The sequence below is a fragment of the Gammaproteobacteria bacterium genome (assembly GCA_016705365.1).
Lineage (GTDB): Bacteria > Pseudomonadota > Gammaproteobacteria > Pseudomonadales > UBA5518 > UBA5518.
On the sequence record JADIYI010000008.1, the window covers coordinates 58,540 to 76,430 of the forward strand.

A 17,891-nucleotide genomic window follows, 5' to 3' on the forward strand; every position below is an offset into this window, starting at 1 on the left:
CCCTGCCCCCGTTAATCCGTAACCGTGAAATCGATATCATGACCGGATTCGAGGCGGACATACGCCTTTTTCCAGTCGGAGCGCCGCGCAGCGCCGAACCGATTCATCTTGACCTTGCCCTTGACGTTCAGCACCTGGACGTTGGCCACCTTGACCTTGAACAGCTTCTCGACGGCGCGCCGGATCTCCAGCTTGCTCGCGTCCGGTGCCACCCGGAAGGTGTACTGGTTGTTCATCTCGGTGGCAATCGCGGTCTTTTCCGAGACATGCGGCCCCAGCAGAACGCTGAATACTCTTTCCTGATTCATCCCAGCATCTCCTCGAACTTGCGCAATGCCGGCACCGTGACAACGACCTTCTCATAGGTCACGAGACTGACCGGATCCACACCCGCCACATCCCGCACATCCACGTGCGGGATATTGCGTGCAGCCAGGTACAGGTTGCGATCCACCTCGTCGGAGACAATCAGCACATTCTGAAACGCGAAATCGGCGAGACGCTGTGCAAGCAGCTTCGTTTTCGGCTGCTCGAGCCCCATGGACTCGACCACCACCAGGCGCTGCTGGCGTGCCAGCTCCGAAAGAATCGAGCGCATCGCCGCGCGGTACATTTTGCGGTTCAGCTTCTGCGAGTGGTCCTGCGGCTGCGCGGCAAAGGTCACGCCACCGGAGCGCCACAGCGGACTGCGGATGCTGCCTGCCCGTGCGCGACCCGAACCCTTCTGTTTGAAAGGCTTGCGACCGCCACCACGAACCTCGGACCGGGTCTTCTGCGCACGCGTGCCCTGACGCCCGCCAGCCATATAAGCCACGACCGCCTGATGCACCAGGTCTTCGTTGAACTCCCGGGCAAAGGTCACATCGGAAACCTGCACGGTTCCCGTCGACGCATTCCCTGGACCTGTGATACTCAATTCCATGCTTATACCCTCAGGCTTTCTCGGCCGGACGCACAATGACGTCGGCTCCCGGCGCGCCGGGGATGGACCCTTTGATGAGCAGCAAATTGCGCTCGGCATCGACCCGCACCACTTCGAGCGTCTGGATCGTCACCCGCTCGTCGCCCATGTGGCCTGCCATCTTCTTGCCTTTGAATACACGGCCAGGAGACTGGTTTTGGCCGATGGAACCCGGCGCGCGATGCGAACGCGAGTTACCATGGGTAGCATCCTGCATGCTGAAATTCCAGCGCTTGATAACGCCCTGGAATCCCTTGCCCCTGGACCGCCCGGTGACGTCGACTTTCTGCCCTGCCTCGAAGGAGGTGACCGTGATTTCGGACCCAACCAGCGGCGACTCCGTTCCGTCAGCGAGGCGCAACTCCCACAGTCCGCGCCCGGCGGCGACACCGGCCTTGCTGAAATGACCCGCTTCGGGCTTGCTGATCCGCGAAGCCTTGCGCTCGCCCACGGTCACCTGGACCGCGCTGTAGCCATCAAGCTCGGAAGTTTTGACTTGCGTGACGCGATTGGGCGTGGCTTCGACTACCGTGACGGGTATCGATACGCCGTCAGCGGTGAATATACGGGTCATACCGGTCTTGCGACCGACAATGCCAATAGTCATTTTGTCATCCTCTCAGTGTACGGGGCTGAACCCTCTATGGCCGCACGCTGGCGTGCGTTACACCGGGAAATTGCGGCGGAAATTCCGTCACAACCTCCCGTGGTCCCGGCGATCTCAGCCGAGACTGATCTGCACTTCCACTCCGGCAGCCAGATCAAGCTTCATCAGCGCATCAACGGTTTTTTCCGTTGGCTCCACAATGTCGAGAACTCGCTTGTGAGTGCGGATCTCGTACTGGTCACGCGCATCCTTGTTGGCATGCGGTGAAATCAAAATGGTGAACTTCTCCTTGCGCGTGGGCAGCGGGATCGGTCCGCGTACCTGGGCACCCGTGCGCTTTGCCGTCTCGACGATTTCCTGTGCGGAAATATCGATCAGGCGATGGTCAAAGGCTTTCAGTCGAATCCGTATCCGTTGATTTTGCATCTGACCACTGCACTCCGGTTCAGGTCTGCCGGCCTCATTTCAAAGGCCCGCGAAAAAGAAGCGGAATTCTATTTTTCCCCGATCCGCATGTCAATCAAATCATCCCGGGGGCAACTGGAAATTCCAACTATTCACGTCGCACTGCCGGTCTTTGAAACAAAAGGGCCGGTGACGCCGGCCCTTTTTCCGATCCAGCCTTCGAGCTCGCTCATCAAGCGAGCCGGAAGGCGCGACTGCCCCGCTCACTCGATGATTTTTGCCACTACACCGGCCCCTACCGTGCGTCCGCCCTCACGGATCGCAAAGCGCAGCCCCTCCTCCATCGCAATCGGCACGATCAGCGTGACCGTCATCTGCAGATTGTCACCCGGCATCACCATCTCGACACCTTCCGGCATCTCGCAGGCCCCCGTCACGTCCGTCGTACGAAAATAAAACTGCGGACGGTATCCCTTGAAGAACGGCGTGTGCCGCCCCCCCTCATCCTTGCTCAGCACGTACACTTCCGCCTGGAACTTCGTGTGCGGCGTGATGGAGCCCGGCTTCGCCAGCACCTGGCCACGCTCCACATCATCGCGCTTCGTGCCCCGCAGCAACACGCCCACGTTCTCCCCCGCGCGACCCTCGTCCAGCAGCTTGCGGAACATCTCCACACCCGTGCACGTCGTCTTCGTCGTCGCCTTCATGCCGACGATCTCGATCTCCTCGCCAATCTTGACCACGCCGCGCTCCACGCGACCCGTCACCACCGTCCCCCGGCCCGATATCGAGAACACATCCTCGATCGGCATCAGAAACGGCAAATCCACCGCACGCTGCGGCTCCGGAATGTACGTATCCAGCGTCTCCACCAGCTTGCGCACCGCGCTCGTACCCATCCCGTTGTCATCCTTGCCTTCCAGCGCCATCAGCGCCGAGCCCGTGATGATCGGCGTGTCGTCGCCCGGAAACTCGTACTTGTCCAGCAACTCGCGGACTTCCATCTCCACCAGCTCCAGCAGTTCGGCGTCGTCAACCATGTCCGCCTTGTTCAGAAACACCACGATGAACGGCACACCCACCTGCCGGCTCAACAATATGTGCTCGCGCGTCTGCGGCATCGGGCCATCGGCCGCCGAGCACACCAGAATCGCTCCATCCATCTGCGCCGCTCCCGTGATCATGTTCTTCACATAATCCGCGTGACCCGGGCAGTCAACGTGCGCGTAGTGACGCAACTGGCTCTCGTACTCCACGTGCGAGGTCGCAATCGTGATCCCCCGCTCGCGCTCCTCCGGGGCGTTGTCGATCTGGTCGAACGCCCGCATCTCTCCACCCCACGTCTCCGCGCATACCCGCGTCAACGCCGCCGTCAGCGTCGTCTTACCATGATCAACGTGACCGATCGTGCCCACGTTGACGTGCGGCTTCTTGCGCTCAAACTTTCCCTTGGCCATTGCTCTCTACCTCGACTTTTGATTCAACGGGATGCTTCAGGTCTTGCTCTTGGCGATGATGCCTTCGGCGATGTTGTTCGGCGTTTCCGCGTACTTCTTGAACTCCATCGTGTAGGTGGCACGACCCTGGGTGGCCGAGCGCAGATCGGTCGCGTAACCGAACATCTCGGACAACGGAACTTCGGCCGTGATGACCTTGCCGGAAGAGCTGTCATCCATGCCCTGGATCATGCCACGGCGACGGTTGAGATCGCCGATCACATCGCCCATATAATCTTCCGGCGTAACCACCTCAACGGCCATGATGGGTTCGAGCAGTACCGGATCGGCTTTCTTGGCGCCGTCCTTTACCGCCATCGAACCGGCAATCTTGAACGCCATTTCGTTGGAGTCGACTTCGTGGAAGGAGCCGTCAAAAATGGTCACCTTCATCGCGAGCAGCGGATAACCGGCAATCACGCCGTTCTTCAACTGCTCACGCACGCCCTTGTCGACAGCGGGGATGTATTCCTTGGGTACCGTACCCCCGACAACCTCGTTGTGAAATTCGTATTCCGAATCCGCCGGCAGTGGCTCGAGACGCAGCCAAACGTGACCGTATTGTCCGCGACCGCCCGACTGGCGCACGAATTTGCCTTCCACCTCAACGCTCTTGCGGATGGTTTCACGGTAGGCCACCTGCGGCTTGCCCACGTTCGCTTCGACGTTGAATTCGCGTCTCATCCGGTCGACGATGATCTCCAGATGCAACTCGCCCATGCCGGAGATAATCGTCTGGCTGGATTCCTCGTCGGTATGCACCCGGAAAGAAGGATCTTCCTGCGCGAGCTTGCTGAGTGCAATGCCCATTTTTTCCTGATCGACCTTGGTCTTTGGCTCCACTGCGACCGAGATCACCGGCTCCGGGAACTCCATGCGCTCCAGGGTGATTTTCCTGTCTATCGAACACAGCGTGTCGCCGGTCGACACGTCTTTCAGGCCGATAGCTGCCGCAATATCACCGGCCAGCACTTCCTTGATTTCGCTGCGCTGGTTGGCGTGCATCTGCACCATCCGCCCGACACGCTCCTTGCGGTCCTTCACCGTGTTGTAGACGCCCGATCCACTCTCCAGGACGCCGGAATAGACCCGGAAAAACGTCAGGGTACCCACGAACGGGTCAGTCGCGATCTTGAATGCCAGGGCGGCAAACGGCGCCTTGTCATCCGCCGGGCAATTGACCGCCGTGCCATCCTCGAGGATACCCTCGATCGGCTTGACCTCTGTGGGCGCGGGCAGGTAGTCGATTACCGCGTCCAGCATCGCCTGGACGCCCTTGTTCTTGAACGCCGAGCCACCGAGCACCGGTACGATTTCACTGCGGATCGTGCGCGTGCGCAAGCCCCACTTGATCTCTTCCTCGGTGAGCGGCGTACCTTCAAGGTATTTTTCCATCAACTCATCCGACGCTTCCGCCGCGGCCTCGACCAGACCCTCGTGCAACTTGGCACACTCATCGGCCATGCTCGCCGGGATGGACCCATACTCAAAGCTGAGGCCCTGGTCTGCCTCATTCCAGATGATCGCCTTCATTTTCACCAGGTCGACCACGCCGCTGAAGCCTTCTTCCGCGCCGATCGTCATCTGGATAGGCACGGCATTGGCGCCCAGGCGGTCCCTGACCTGGTTGACCACGCGCATGAAGTCCGCGCCGGCGCGATCCATCTTGTTGACAAAAATCACCCGCGGCACCGCGTACTTGTTGGCCTGGCGCCAGACCGTTTCGGTTTGCGGCTGTACGCCCGAACACCCGCACAGCACAACGACCGCGGCATCGAGAACCCGCAGCGAACGCTCCACCTCGATGGTGAAATCGACGTGCCCGGGTGTGTCGATGATATTGATCCGATGCTCGTCGAACTGACGGTTCATGCCAAACCAGAAACAAGTGGTGGCAGCCGAGGTGATCGTAATGCCGCGCTCCTGTTCCTGCGCCATCCAGTCCATGGTGGCGGCGCCATCGTGCACCTCACCGAGTTTGTGCGATACGCCGGTGTAGAACAGCACGCGCTCGGTTGTGGTGGTCTTGCCCGCGTCGATATGCGCGACAATGCCGATATTGCGATAGCGTTTGATAGGTGTCTTGCGAGCCACGTCAGTACCTCAAGTTCATGTATGCCGCTGAATGTCAGAAGCGGTAATGCGAGAACGCCTTGTTGGCCTCTGCCATCCGGTGCGTGTCTTCCCGCTTCTTGACCGCAGCGCCACGGCCCTGACAGGCATCGATCAATTCGCCCGCAAGCCGCTGCGGCATGGATTTCTCACCACGCGCACGCGCGTAATCGACCAGCCAGCGCATAGCCAGCGCCTGCTGGCGCGATACCCGGACCTCAACGGGAACCTGGTAGGTCGCACCACCCACGCGTCGCGACTTCACCTCGACCATCGGCGCGACATTGGCCAGCGCCTCCTCGAACACGCTGACCGGGTCGCGCTTCATGCGCTCCTCGACCATTTCGAGCGCGCCGTAAACGATCCGCTCGGCGAGCGACTTCTTGCCGCTGATCATGACGTGATTCATGAATTTGGCGAGAGTGACACTGCCGAATTTGGGATCGGGCAGGATGTCACGCTTTGCAGCTACGCGTCTTCTTGGCATTTCACACCTCTCGGTTCTTCAGGCTTACCGGGACTGCCTTCAGCGTTTCATCGCTGTGGGCCCGACCTTACTTCACTATGGAAAGCTGCCCGCAAGGGCAGCGGAAAATCAGGACTTCGGCCGTTTTGCTCCGTACTTCGAGCGGCGCTGGCGACGACCGCTCACACCAGCCGTGTCCAGGGTTCCGCGGACAGTGTGATAACGCACACCCGGCAGATCCTTTACCCGGCCACCGCGAATCAGCACAACACTGTGCTCCTGAAGGTTATGGCCTTCACCGCCGATATAGGAAGTCACTTCGAAGCCGCTGGTCAATCTCACCCTGCACACCTTGCGCAGCGCGGAGTTCGGCTTTTTCGGCGTCGTCGTGTAAACGCGCGTGCACACACCGCGTCGCTGCGGACAGCCCTGCAGCGCCGGCACGTTGCTTTTCTCGACCTTGCGCTGCCTCGGCTTGCGAACCAGCTGATTGATCGTCGCCATTTAATACTCCGATAAAGGTCTGCGCCCCGATTATGGGGGACGCATGAATAATTGTGGTCTCCATACCACCGCTCGCTGATGTCGATGTCGCGTCATCACCAGCCGTTTTTGCGGAGGCGGAATTCTAAAGATGCTTCGAGGGAGCGTCAATACAGGCAACCGGGGGATACCCCGGCGCCTTGAATATTACCGTCACCTGTCTTCGGTGCTCAGCGCCTCCGTCAGTGCCGCTTCCACTTCACTTGCCGTGGCCGTGGTCTCGCCAAGCGCTTCCTTGGCGCGTCGACGGCGGCGCTCGGCATGGTAGGCGAAGCCCGTTCCGGCCGGAATCAGGCGACCGACCACGACGTTCTCCTTGAGGCCGCGCAGGAAGTCACGCTTGCCCGTCACAGCTGCCTCGGTCAGCACCCGGGTCGTCTCCTGGAACGACGCGGCCGATATAAACGATTCCGTAGCCAGGGACGCCTTGGTGATACCGAGCAAAACCCTCTCGTAGGTCGCCCCTACCAGGGAGTTCTCGGCAAGCATCTCGTTCTCCTCGAGAACACGGTTGTATTCGGCCTGCTCACCCTTGATGAAAGAGGAGTCGCCGTTTGCCGTGATCTCGACCTTGCGCAACATCTGGCGCACGATCACTTCGATATGCTTGTCATTGATGCGCACGCCCTGCAGACGATAGACATCCTGGATTTCGGTGACGATATATTTCGCCAGCGCTTCGACACCCTTGAGACGCAGGATATCGTGCGGCGCCGGCGGCCCTTCCGACACGACTTCGCCCTTGGCCACGTTTTCGCCTTCGAATACCGTCAGCACGCGCCATTTCGGAATCAGGGTTTCGTAGTGACTGCTGCCGTCCTCGAGCACCTTGCCGTCGGTCGGCGTGATCACCAGGCGCCGCTTGCCTTTGGTTTCCTTGCCAAAGCTGATCGTGCCCGAAATCTCGGCAAGTATCGCGGGCTCCTTGGGCTTGCGCGCCTCGAACAGATCCGCCACCCGCGGCAGACCGCCGGTGATGTCCTTGGTACCGCCGGATTCCTGCGGAATACGCGCAATCACGTCTCCGACATCGACCTTCTCCCCATCCTCGCGGTTGACCAGCGACTTGGCAGGCAGGAAGTAATGCGCCGGCATGTTGGTACCCGGCAGACAGATTTCCTTGCCCTTGGCATCCACCAGCGCGACCGCTGCCCGGATATCCTTGCCAGCCGCCGGGCGCTCGGAGGAGTCCAGCACCGAGATATTGGACAACCCGGTCAGTTCGTCGGTCTGACGGTTGACACTGATGCCTTCTTCCATGCCTTCGAAGCGGATCTTGCCCGCCACTTCGGTAATGATCGGGTGCGTATGCGGATCCCAGGATGCCACGATCTGGCGAGCCTTGACGGCATCGCCGTCATGTACCGTAAGCACCGCACCATAGGGCAGACGGTAGCGTTCCCGCTCCCGGCCACCCGCGTCGAGTACCGAGAGTTCGCCCGAACGCGAGACTGCCACGAGCTTGCCGGTCTTCTGTTCGACCGTTCGCAGATTGTGGAGTCGTACGCTGCCGTCGGACTTGACCTGGATATTGTCCGCGGCCGTGGCGCGCGAAGCCGCACCACCGATGTGGAACGTCCGCATGGTGAGCTGGGTGCCTGGCTCGCCGATCGATTGGGCTGCTACAACCCCTATCGCTTCCCCGATGTTGGTCTGATGGCCACGCGCCAGGTCACGGCCATAGCACATGGTACATATGCCGTAGCGCGTTTCACAGGTGATCGGCGAACGTACAGTGAGCTCATCGACACCCAGCTTTTCCAGGCGCTCGATCCAGCTTTCATCAAGCATGGTGCCGGCGGGAACCGCCACGTCGTCATCACCCGGACGAGGTACATCGCGGGCAACGACACGCCCCAGCACCCGGTCTCCCAGCGCTTCGATAACGTCGCCGCCCTCGATTACCGGCGTCATGAGCAACCCTTCGGAGGTGCCGCAATCCACTTCGGTGATCACCAGATCCTGCGCCACGTCCACCAGACGGCGGGTGAGGTAACCCGAGTTGGCGGTCTTCAGTGCCGTATCCGCCAGGCCCTTGCGTGCGCCGTGTGTCGAAATGAAGTACTGCAGGACGTTCAGTCCCTCGCGGAAGTTTGCCGTGATCGGGGTCTCGATGATCGAGCCGTCGGGCTTGGCCATCAGGCCACGCATGCCGGCCAGCTGACGGATCTGCGCGGGCGAGCCCCGTGCGCCGGAATCCGCATACATGAACACCGAGTTGAAGGAGTCCTGCTGCTCTTTCTTGCCCTGGCTGTTGATGACGTCTTCCTTGCTGATGCCCTCCATCATCGCCTTGGCTACCAGGTCGTTCGCCCTGGACCAGATATCGATGACCTTGTTGTATTTCTCGCCCTGGGTAACCAGGCCGGAGGCGTACTGCGACTCGATTTCCTTTACTTCCTCGTCGGCTTCCCGGATGATCTCCGCCTTTTTCTCGGGGATCACGAAATCATTGACGCCAATGGACGCGCCCGAGCGAGTCGAATATTCGAAGCCGGTGTACATCAGCTGATCGGCAAAAATAACCGTCTGCTTCAGACCCACGGTGCGATAGCAATGGTTGATCAGTCTTGAAATCGACTTCTTGGTCATCGGCCTGTTGACCAGGTCAAAGGCCAGCCCGTCGGGCACGATTTCAAACAGCATCACCCGCCCGACCGTGGTGTCGACGCGCCGCGCCGGTATCGGTCGCAATGCTCCTCTCTCGTCAAACAGCTTCTCGCGCACGCGAACCGCAATTCGTGTGTGCAGATCCACCTGGCCGGAACCATAGGCGCGCAACACCTCATCAACGTCCGCGAATGCGCGGCGCTCGCCGTTCGGACCGATCCGCTCGCCTTTGGCACCTATGCGTTCGCGGGTCATGTAATAAAGGCCCAGCACAACGTCCTGCGACGGCACGATGATCGGTTCGCCGTTGGCCGGTGACAGGATGTTGTTGCTCGACATCATCAGCGCACGCGCCTCGAGCTGAGCCTCGATCGTCAATGGTATGTGCACGGCCATCTGATCGCCGTCGAAGTCCGCGTTGTAGGCGGCGCACACCAGCGGGTGCAGCTGGATGGCCTTGCCTTCGATCAGTACCGGCTCGAACGCCTGGATACCAAGCCGGTGCAGGGTCGGGGCACGGTTCAGCAGCACGGGATGCTCGCGGATGACCTCCGCGAGAATATCCCATACCTCTGCCGGCTCGCGTTCGACCATTTTCTTGGCCGCCTTGATCGTAGTGGCAAGGCCACGCGCCTCGAGCTTGCCGAATATGAACGGCTTGAACAGTTCGAGCGCCATCTTCTTCGGCAAACCGCACTGGTGAAGCTTGAGCGTCGGACCCACCACGATGACGGATCGCCCGGAATAATCCACGCGCTTGCCGAGCAGGTTCTGACGGAACCGGCCCTGCTTGCCCTTGATCATGTCCGCCAGCGACTTCAGTGGCCGCTTGTTGGTACCCGTGATGGCGCGCCCGCGGCGACCGTTGTCGAGCAACGCATCCACCGCTTCCTGCAGCATCCGCTTCTCGTTGCGCACGATGATATCCGGCGCGCTCAGATCGAGCAGGCGCTTGAGGCGGTTATTGCGGTTGATCACGCGGCGGTACAGGTCGTTCAGATCCGAAGTCGCAAAGCGTCCGCCATCGAGCGGCACCAGCGGGCGCAGATCGGGCGGTAGCACCGGCAGTGCGTTGAGCACCATCCACTGCGGCTTGTTGCCCGACTGGTGGAACGCCTCGAGCAGTTTCAGCCGCTTGGACAGCTTCTTGATCTTGGTTTCGGAGGTCGTCTGCGGCAGTTCTTCGCGCAAGCGGGCTATTTCCGATTCGAGCTCGATGTCCGCGATGAACTGCTGAATCGCCTCGGCACCCATTTTGGCGGTGAATTCGTCGCCAAACTCTTCCAGCGACTCGTAGTACTGCTCGTCGTTCAGCAGCTGACCGCGCTCCAGTGTGGTCATGCCGGGATCGATGACCATATACGATTCGAAATAGAGCACGCGCTCGATATCGCGCAGCGTCATGTCGAGCAGCAGGCCAATTCGCGAAGGCAGAGATTTCAGAAACCAGATATGCGCCACCGGAGAGGCCAGCTCGATATGCGCCATGCGCTCGCGGCGCACCTTCGCCAGCGCCACCTCTACGCCGCACTTCTCGCAGACCACGCCGCGGTGCTTGAGTCGCTTGTACTTGCCGCACAGGCACTCATAGTCCTTCACCGGCCCGAAGATCTTGGCGCAGAACAGGCCATCGCGCTCGGGCTTGAACGTGCGGTAATTGATGGTCTCCGGCTTCTTGACCTCGCCATAGGACCAGGAGCGGATCATTTCCGGCGAGGCGAGACCGATGCGGATCGCATCGAATTCCTCGGTCGTCGCCTGCGCTTTCATAAGATTCAGTAGGTCTTTCAAGGCCCTTCCTCCGCGTATTGCTGTCTGGCTTCGGCGTTAATCGGTCTCTAGCTCGATATCGATGCCGAGCGAGCGGATTTCCTTGACGAGCACGTTGAAGGATTCCGGCATTCCCGGCTCCATACGATGGTCGCCATCAACGATATTCTTGTACATCCGCGTGCGCCCGTTCACATCGTCCGACTTGACGGTGAGCATTTCCTGCAGCGTATACGCAGCGCCATACGCCTCCAGTGCCCAGACTTCCATCTCTCCGAAACGCTGTCCGCCAAACTGCGCCTTGCCGCCCAGGGGTTGCTGCGTCACCAGGCTGTAGGATCCGGTGGAACGCGCGTGCATCTTGTCATCAACGAGGTGATTGAGCTTGAGCACGTACATATAACCGACCGTCACGGGACGCTCGAAACGCTCGCCGGTACGCCCATCGTGCAGGTACATCTGCCCGGTCTCGGGCTGCCCGGCGAGGGTCAGCAGCGCCTTGATTTCATCTTCCGCAGCACCGTCGAATACCGGGGTCGCCATCGGAACGCCCGCGCGCAGGTTTTCCGCCAGCTCGAGAACCTCACGATCGCTCAGCGACTTCAGATCAACCTGCTGACCGCCGCCCGTACTGTAGATCTCGTCAAGGAAACGTCGGATCTCGATTACCTTGCGCTGCTCCCGGAGCATTTCGTCGATCTTCTGCCCGAGCCCTTTGGCCGCGAGCCCGAGGTGTGCCTCGAGGATCTGGCCCACGTTCATCCGCGAAGGTACGCCGAGCGGGTTCAGCACGATGTCCACCGGCACTCCCGACTCGTCATGCGGCATATCCTCCTCGGGCATGATCACCGAGATCACGCCTTTGTTGCCGTGACGGCCCGCCATCTTGTCACCCGGCTGCACGCGCCGCTTGACTGCAAGATATACCTTGACGATTTTCAGCACGCCGGGCGCAAGGTCGTCACCACTCTGGAGCTTGCGCTTCTTTTCGTCGAAACGACGCTCGATATCCTGGCTACGCTCCTCGAGATTGCTCTCCGCGGATTCGATCTGCGCATTGAGCTCCTCGCTGGCCATACGCAGCTTGAACCATTGTTCGTGCTCGAGTGCATCGAGATGCTCGACCGTCAGCACCGCATCCTTTTTCAGACCCGGCCCGCTGACAACCTTGTTGCCCGCCAGCTGGTTGCGCAGACGTGCCAGCGTTGCGTTCTCCACGATACGGTATTCGTCTTTCAGATCCTTGCGGAACTGGTCGAGCTGCGATTTTTCGATCTGCAGCGCGCGCGGGTCGCGTGACAGGCCTTCGCGCGTGAACACCTGCACATCGATGACCGTACCCTTGGTCCCGGACGGCACGCGCAGCGAGGTGTCTTTCACATCGGAGGCTTTTTCGCCAAAGATAGCCCGCAGCAGTTTCTCTTCCGGTGTCAGCTGCGTTTCGCCCTTCGGTGTCACCTTGCCTACCAGGATGTCGCCCGCATTGACCTCGGCGCCGATATAGACGATGCCCGATTCGTCGAGTTTCGCCAGTGCGCCTTCACCAACGTTGGGTATATCGGCGGTGATTTCCTCCGGTCCCAGCTTGGTATCGCGCGCAACGCAGCTGAGTTCCTGGATGTGGATCGTCGTGAAGCGATCTTCGCGCACCACTCGCTCGGAGATGAGAATGGAATCCTCGAAGTTGTAGCCATTCCACGGCATGAACGCGATGCGCATGTTCTGGCCGAGCGCCAGTTCGCCCAGATCAACCGATGGCCCGTCCGCCAGGATATCGTCGCGAGCAACGATGTCCCCCTGACGTACCACCGGACGCTGGTTGATGCAGGTGTTCTGGTTGGAGCGCGTGTACTTGGTGAGGTTGTAGATATCCACACCCACTTCGCCGCTGCCGATTTCAGACTCCTTGACCCGCACCACGATGCGGCCTGCATCCACACTCTCGATCTCGCCGCCGCGCCGCGCGACCACGCAAACGCCGGAATCGCGCGCCACGAGACGCTCGATGCCCGTGCCTACCAGCGGCTTTTCCGTCCGCAGGGTCGGGACCGCCTGGCGCTGCATGTTCGAACCCATCAGAGCACGGTTTGCGTCATCGTGCTCGAGGAACGGTATCAGCGAGGCGGCCACCGAAACCACCTGCTTCGGCGATACGTCCATGTAATCGACACGATCGGGGGGCATGACAGTGAATTCGTTCTGGTGACGAACCGCAACCAGGTCATCCACCAGCTTGCGATTCCTGTCGACGGCTGCAGACGCCTGCGCAATGACGTGCTCGGCCTCGTTGATCGCCGACAGATACTCGATTTCATCCGTTACCTTGCAATCGACCACTTTGCGATACGGTGACTCCAGAAACCCGTAGCGGTTGGTGCGTGCAAATGTCGCCAGCGAGTTGATCAGCCCTATGTTCGGGCCTTCCGGCGTCTCGATCGGGCATACGCGACCATAATGCGTCGGATGCACGTCACGGACTTCAAACCCCGCGCGCTCGCGGGTAAGACCACCCGGTCCCAGCGCCGATACGCGACGCTTGTGCGTCACCTCCGACAACGGGTTGTTCTGATCCATGAACTGGGACAACTGGCTCGAGCCAAAAAACTCCTTGATCGCCGCAGCCACCGGCTTCGCATTGATCAGGTCCTGAGGCATCAAGGCTTCCGATTCCGCGAGATTCAATCGCTCCTTGACCGCTCGCTCCACACGTACCAAGCCCACGCGGAACTGGTTTTCGGCCATCTCACCAACCGAGCGCACGCGGCGGTTACCGAGGTGATCGATGTCATCTACCACACCCTTGCCGTTGCGGATCGCGATCAGTGCCTTGAGGACTTCCACGATATCCTCGCGGCTCAAGACACCCGAGCCCTCGACCTCTTCGCGTCCGAGACGCCGATTGAACTTCATGCGCCCGACCTCGGACAGATCGTAGCGATCCGCCGAGAAGAACAGGTTGTTGAACAGGTTTTCCGCCGACTCCTTGGTCGGGGGCTCTCCCGGACGCATCATGCGGTAAATCTCCACCAGCGCCTCGAGCGGAGTACGCGTCGGGTCAGAGCGAAGCGTTTCGGACACAAACGGCCCGCAATCCAGCTCGTTCGTATAGATCGTCTCGATGCGAACCACGCCTTTCGCCGCCAGGCGGCCCATGAGATCCGCGGTGATTTCGCTGTTGCAGTCGGCAAGCACTTCGCCGGTTTCAGTGTCCACGATGTCGCGGGCCAGGGAGCGTCCGACAAGATACTCCGGGGGAACCGGAAGCGTATCGAGCTTCGCCTTTTCCATCAACCGGATGTGACGGGCCGTGACACGGCGTCCGCGCTCGACGATGACATTGCCTTTTTCGTCGAGGATATCGAATGCCGCAACCTCGCCCCGCAGCCTTTCGGCCACCAGTTCAAGCACCCAGTTCCCGTTCTTGTCGGCGTTGAAAACGTTCGTGTCATAGAACATCTCGAGCACTTCCTGTGCCCCATAGCCAAGCGCGCGCAACAGGATCGTCGCCGGAAGCTTGCGGCGACGGTCAATTCGCACAAACACCAGGTCTTTCGGGTCGAACTCGAAGTCCAGCCACGAGCCGCGGTAAGGGATGATGCGCGCGGAGTAAAGCAGCTTGCCGGACGAATGGGTCTTGCCCTTGTCATGATCGAAAAACACACCCGGCGAACGGTGCAGCTGCGATACGACAACCCGCTCGGTGCCGTTGATGACGAACGTTCCGTTCTCCGTCATCAGCGGGATTTCTCCCATGTAAACTTCCTGTTCCTTGATGTCCTTGATACTGCGGGCAGAGGACTCCCGGTCATATATGATGAGGCGCACCCGCACGCGCAGCGGAACCGCATACGTGGCTCCGCGAAGCTGGCACTCCTTCACATCGAAGACCGGGTTGCCGAGCGTGTAATCCACGTACTCGAGCGCGGCATTGCCGGAATAGCTGACGATCGGAAACACGGAGCGGAACGCCCCGTGCAGCCCGCTCTCCTCGCGCGCGGAAGGATGCACATCCGTCTGCGTGAACTGCTTGTAGGAATCGCGCTGGATGGCCAGCAGGAACGGGACCTCCATTCCCTCGGGCAGTTTCAGTTTTCCGAAATCCTTGCGGATCCGCTTTCTCTCGGTGTAGGAGTAAGACATCAGTTTTCCTCAGCTATTTGCCCGAGTCGTCGGTTGCATTCAACAGGCTCTTGAAAGGCGATCGTGCCTTTCAGCAACCCGCCGGAAACGGCGAAAAGGCCGGGGGCAGAACCCCCGGCCGCACGCATCGCCACAAAGTGGAAATGCAGGCCACTCTTTTCAAACTCACTTGAGCTCGACGGTCGCGCCTGCTTCTTCCAGTTGCTTCTTGGCATCTTCCGCGTCTGCCTTGCTCACGCCTTCCTTTACGGTTGAGGGCGCGCCATCGACCAGATCCTTCGCTTCTTTCAGGCCGAGCCCGGTCAGTGCGCGAACAACCTTGATCACGTTGACTTTCTTTTCGCCGGTTTCCTTGAGGACCACATCGAATTCGGTCTGCTCCTCTTCAGGTGCTGCAGCTGCTGCCGCAGCGGCAGGCGCAGCGGCAACGGCTGCCGCTGCGGAAACGCCGAATTTCTCTTCCATTGCGGAAATGAGCTCAACAACGTCCATCACGCTCATCGCAGCAATTGCATTCAGAATGTCATCTTTGGACAGTGCCATGACTTGTCACTCCTGGTTGATTGTCAAATGTCGAAAAAGCCAAATCCCATCCGCTATGCGGCTTGCTTCTGATCCCGGACCGCAGCCAGGGTACGGACAAACTTGCCCGGCACCTCGTTGATCGTCCGCACGAGCTTGGCTACCGGTGCTTGCATGACACTCATGAGCATCGATATCGCCTGATCGCGCGTCGGCAGCGACGCCAGAGCGTCGATCTGCCCAGGTCCCATCAGCCGGCCACTTACCGCCAATGCCTTGATTTCAAAGGCTTCTACCTGCTTGGCAAAATCCTTGAAAAGACGTGCCGCTGCACCCGGGTCCTCCATCGAGAACGCGAGAAGCGTGGGTCCCACCAGCGCCGGCACAATACATTCGAAGTCAGAGCCTTCGACCGCACGCCTCGCAAGGGTGTTGCGGACTACCCGCACCGTGACCCTGTTTGCGCGCGCCTGTTTGCGCAGTTCTGTGAGATTTGCCACGCTGACGCCACGTGCGTCAGCAATCACAACGGACAGAGCATTGGTGGCGGTCTCTTTGACTTCAGCAACGATCGCTTTCTTGTCTTCGAGTCCTAGTGCCACTGGAGTTACTCCTGTGAAGCCGGCTGGACGCCGGCGTTTACTTTCACTGCAAATCGGCTGGGGCCGTTCTGCAGCACGCTTTCGGTGTAGCACTCCAACCGCGTTAGCAATCGGGTTTCCACCATCTGCGTAGGCCAGCGCGGAGGCGCCGATTAACCCTTGCACTCCGCCGCTCTCCCGACCAGGGAGATGACTGCCGCTGATCCTTGCGATGGCATCCGGACCATCCCTGGCGGACGCGGTGTGCTCTGGGGCCTACGGTCTTTGATGGTCATGGCCTGTCTCGAAAGACGTTGTCCAAAGACCCCAAAGTCCCGGGGAGGTACGCGCCGGCGATTGCAACCCGTTCTCTGCGGGTCGCGTCGCGCATCCGGCCCTCCCAGCGATCGCCAGAATTTCCGGCGATCACCAATCAAAACAGTCTGTCGGGTCAAACAGTCGGCGCAAGGCCCACAGTCTGACCCGAGTACATCAGGCTTCCAGGCTGGACTGGTCGATCACCAACCCCGGCCCCATCGTTGTCGAAAGAGTAACTTTCTTGACATAGGTTCCCTTGGCACTGGATGGCTTGCCTCGCTTGAGATCCGCCAGCAAGGCCTCGAGATTCTCCTTGACTGCACGCGCCTCGAAACCGACCTTGCCGATCGAACCGTGCACGATGCCATTCTTGTCGGTGCGATAGCGCACCTGGCCTGACTTTGCATTGCGCACTGCGGTCGCAACGTCCGGCGTTACCGTTCCGGTCTTGGGATTCGGCATGAGTCCGCGGGGCCCGAGAATCTGACCGAGCTGCCCGACGACCCGCATTGCGTCCGGGGAAGCAACTACCACATCAAAATCCAGATTGCCCGCCTTGACCTGTTCGGCAAGATCTTCCATGCCCACCACGTCCGCACCCGCTGCACGCGCCGCTTCGGCGCTGGCACCTTGCGTGAACACCGCAACGCGCACCACCTTGCCGGCACCATGAGGCAGGGTGGTCGCACCACGAACCTGCTGGTCGGATTTGCGTGCATCAACACCCAGGTTGATTGCCACGTCGATCGATTCGGCGAATTTGCGCGTGGCGAGTTCGGCAAGCACCGAAACCGCCTCGTCTATGCCGTACTGCTTGCCTGGCGCGACTCTTTCGCGAATGGCGCGCTGTCTTTTGCTGATGCTGCCCATTACTCGACCCCCTCAACGACAATGCCTGCGCTGCGCGCGCTACCGGAAATGGTACGAACTGCCGCATCCATGTCCGCTGCCGTAAGGTCAGGCATCTTGGTGCGCGCTATCTCTTCGACCTGTGCGCGAGTCACGGTACCTACCTTCTGCGTGTTCGGAGTGCTGCTTCCGGACGCCACACCCGCAGCCTTCTTGAGCAGGATCGCGGCCGGCGGCGTCTTGGTAATGAACGTGAAGCTGCGATCCGAGTACACGGTAATCACAACCGGGATCGGCAATCCGGGCTCCATGCCCTGGGTAGCCGCGTTGAACGCCTTGCAGAATTCCATGATGTTCACGCCGCGCTGCCCCAACGCCGGCCCGACGGGAGGGCTGGGATTGGCTTGACAAGCCTTCACCTGCAGCTTGATATACGCGTCGACTTTCTTTGCCATAACCGTTCTCCAACCTGGGTGACTGACGCCTCGGAACCGGCACCGCTGCCGACTCG

Annotated in this window: 14 protein-coding genes; all 14 read right to left on the reverse strand. The window is 60.3% G+C overall.

From position 1 onward, the window contains the following. Window positions 1-11: 11 nt before the first annotated feature. The 14 genes from rplW to rplK all read right to left on the reverse strand — a co-directional run bounded on the left by rplW (window position 12) and on the right by rplK (window position 17,835). Complete coding sequence (gene rplW, locus IPF49_07660; GenBank protein ID MBK6287499.1) at window positions 12-308, reverse strand: 50S ribosomal protein L23; 297 nt, start codon at window positions 306-308, stop codon at window positions 12-14. After that, complete coding sequence (gene rplD / locus IPF49_07665) at window positions 305-922, reverse strand: 50S ribosomal protein L4 (GenBank protein ID MBK6287500.1); 618 nt, start codon at window positions 920-922, stop codon at window positions 305-307. Before rplD ends, rplW begins: the two co-directional genes overlap by 4 nt. A gap of 10 nt (window positions 923-932) precedes the next feature. Further along, a complete protein-coding gene (gene rplC / locus IPF49_07670) occupies window positions 933-1,568 on the reverse strand; it encodes a 50S ribosomal protein L3 (protein MBK6287501.1) in 636 nt (211 codons plus the stop codon). Window positions 1,569-1,682: 114 nt separating this feature from the next. Next, the gene (rpsJ, locus tag IPF49_07675) at window positions 1,683-1,994 is read right to left on the reverse strand and encodes a 30S ribosomal protein S10 (GenBank protein MBK6287502.1); all 312 of its coding nucleotides are present in this window, start codon (window positions 1,992-1,994) and stop codon (window positions 1,683-1,685) included. A gap of 242 nt (window positions 1,995-2,236) precedes the next feature. After that, on the reverse strand, window positions 2,237-3,430 hold the full coding sequence (tuf, locus tag IPF49_07680) for an elongation factor Tu (GenBank protein MBK6287503.1): 1,194 nt from the start codon (window positions 3,428-3,430) through the stop codon (window positions 2,237-2,239). A 36-nt stretch (window positions 3,431-3,466) separates the two neighbouring features. Further along, window positions 3,467-5,563: an elongation factor G gene (gene fusA, locus IPF49_07685; GenBank protein MBK6287504.1), complete on the reverse strand. Its 2,097-nt coding sequence runs from the start codon at window positions 5,561-5,563 to the stop codon at window positions 3,467-3,469. A 34-nt stretch (window positions 5,564-5,597) separates the two neighbouring features. Continuing rightward, a complete protein-coding gene (gene rpsG / locus IPF49_07690) occupies window positions 5,598-6,068 on the reverse strand; it encodes a 30S ribosomal protein S7 (protein MBK6287505.1) in 471 nt (156 codons plus the stop codon). A 108-nt stretch (window positions 6,069-6,176) separates the two neighbouring features. Continuing rightward, window positions 6,177-6,551: a 30S ribosomal protein S12 gene (gene rpsL, locus IPF49_07695; GenBank protein MBK6287506.1), complete on the reverse strand. Its 375-nt coding sequence runs from the start codon at window positions 6,549-6,551 to the stop codon at window positions 6,177-6,179. A 192-nt stretch (window positions 6,552-6,743) separates the two neighbouring features. Continuing rightward, window positions 6,744-10,991, reverse strand: coding sequence for a DNA-directed RNA polymerase subunit beta' (gene rpoC, locus IPF49_07700; protein MBK6287507.1), 4,248 nt, complete (start codon window positions 10,989-10,991; stop codon window positions 6,744-6,746). Between the two features lie 36 nt (window positions 10,992-11,027). Continuing rightward, window positions 11,028-15,110 (reverse strand): DNA-directed RNA polymerase subunit beta, encoded by a 4,083-nt coding sequence (gene rpoB, locus IPF49_07705; GenBank protein ID MBK6287508.1) that lies wholly within the window; start codon window positions 15,108-15,110, stop codon window positions 11,028-11,030. A gap of 165 nt (window positions 15,111-15,275) precedes the next feature. Then, window positions 15,276-15,653: a 50S ribosomal protein L7/L12 gene (rplL, locus tag IPF49_07710; protein MBK6287509.1), complete on the reverse strand. Its 378-nt coding sequence runs from the start codon at window positions 15,651-15,653 to the stop codon at window positions 15,276-15,278. A 53-nt stretch (window positions 15,654-15,706) separates the two neighbouring features. After that, window positions 15,707-16,234, reverse strand: a complete 528-nt coding sequence (gene rplJ / locus IPF49_07715) for a 50S ribosomal protein L10 (protein ID MBK6287510.1) — start codon at window positions 16,232-16,234, stop codon at window positions 15,707-15,709. 471 nt (window positions 16,235-16,705) lie between these two features. After that, entirely contained in the window at window positions 16,706-17,401 is a 696-nt protein-coding gene (gene rplA / locus IPF49_07720; protein ID MBK6287511.1) for a 50S ribosomal protein L1, read from the reverse strand. Beyond that, window positions 17,401-17,835: a 50S ribosomal protein L11 gene (gene rplK / locus IPF49_07725; protein MBK6287512.1), complete on the reverse strand. Its 435-nt coding sequence runs from the start codon at window positions 17,833-17,835 to the stop codon at window positions 17,401-17,403. The genes rplA and rplK overlap by 1 nt, the downstream gene beginning before the upstream one ends. Window positions 17,836-17,891 lie beyond the last annotated feature (56 nt).

Bases quoted from the DNA above. Each gene is read 5' to 3' on its own strand.
- rpsL (MBK6287506.1), bottom strand. From the start codon at position 6,551: ATGGCGACGATCAATCAGCTGGTTCGCAAGCCGAGGCAGCGCAAGGTC.
- rpsJ (MBK6287502.1), bottom strand. From the start codon at position 1,994: ATGCAAAATCAACGGATACGGATTCGACTGAAAGCCTTTGACCATCGC.
- rplK (MBK6287512.1), bottom strand. From the start codon at position 17,835: ATGGCAAAGAAAGTCGACGCGTATATCAAGCTGCAGGTGAAGGCTTGT.
- rplW (MBK6287499.1), bottom strand. From the start codon at position 308: ATGAATCAGGAAAGAGTATTCAGCGTTCTGCTGGGGCCGCATGTCTCG.
- rplA (MBK6287511.1), bottom strand. From the start codon at position 17,401: ATGGGCAGCATCAGCAAAAGACAGCGCGCCATTCGCGAAAGAGTCGCG.
- rplC (MBK6287501.1), bottom strand. From the start codon at position 1,568: ATGACTATTGGCATTGTCGGTCGCAAGACCGGTATGACCCGTATATTC.
- rpoB (MBK6287508.1), bottom strand. From the start codon at position 15,110: ATGTCTTACTCCTACACCGAGAGAAAGCGGATCCGCAAGGATTTCGGA.
- rpsG (MBK6287505.1), bottom strand. From the start codon at position 6,068: ATGCCAAGAAGACGCGTAGCTGCAAAGCGTGACATCCTGCCCGATCCC.
- tuf (MBK6287503.1), bottom strand. From the start codon at position 3,430: ATGGCCAAGGGAAAGTTTGAGCGCAAGAAGCCGCACGTCAACGTGGGC.
- rplL (MBK6287509.1), bottom strand. From the start codon at position 15,653: ATGGCACTGTCCAAAGATGACATTCTGAATGCAATTGCTGCGATGAGC.
- rplD (MBK6287500.1), bottom strand. From the start codon at position 922: ATGGAATTGAGTATCACAGGTCCAGGGAATGCGTCGACGGGAACCGTG.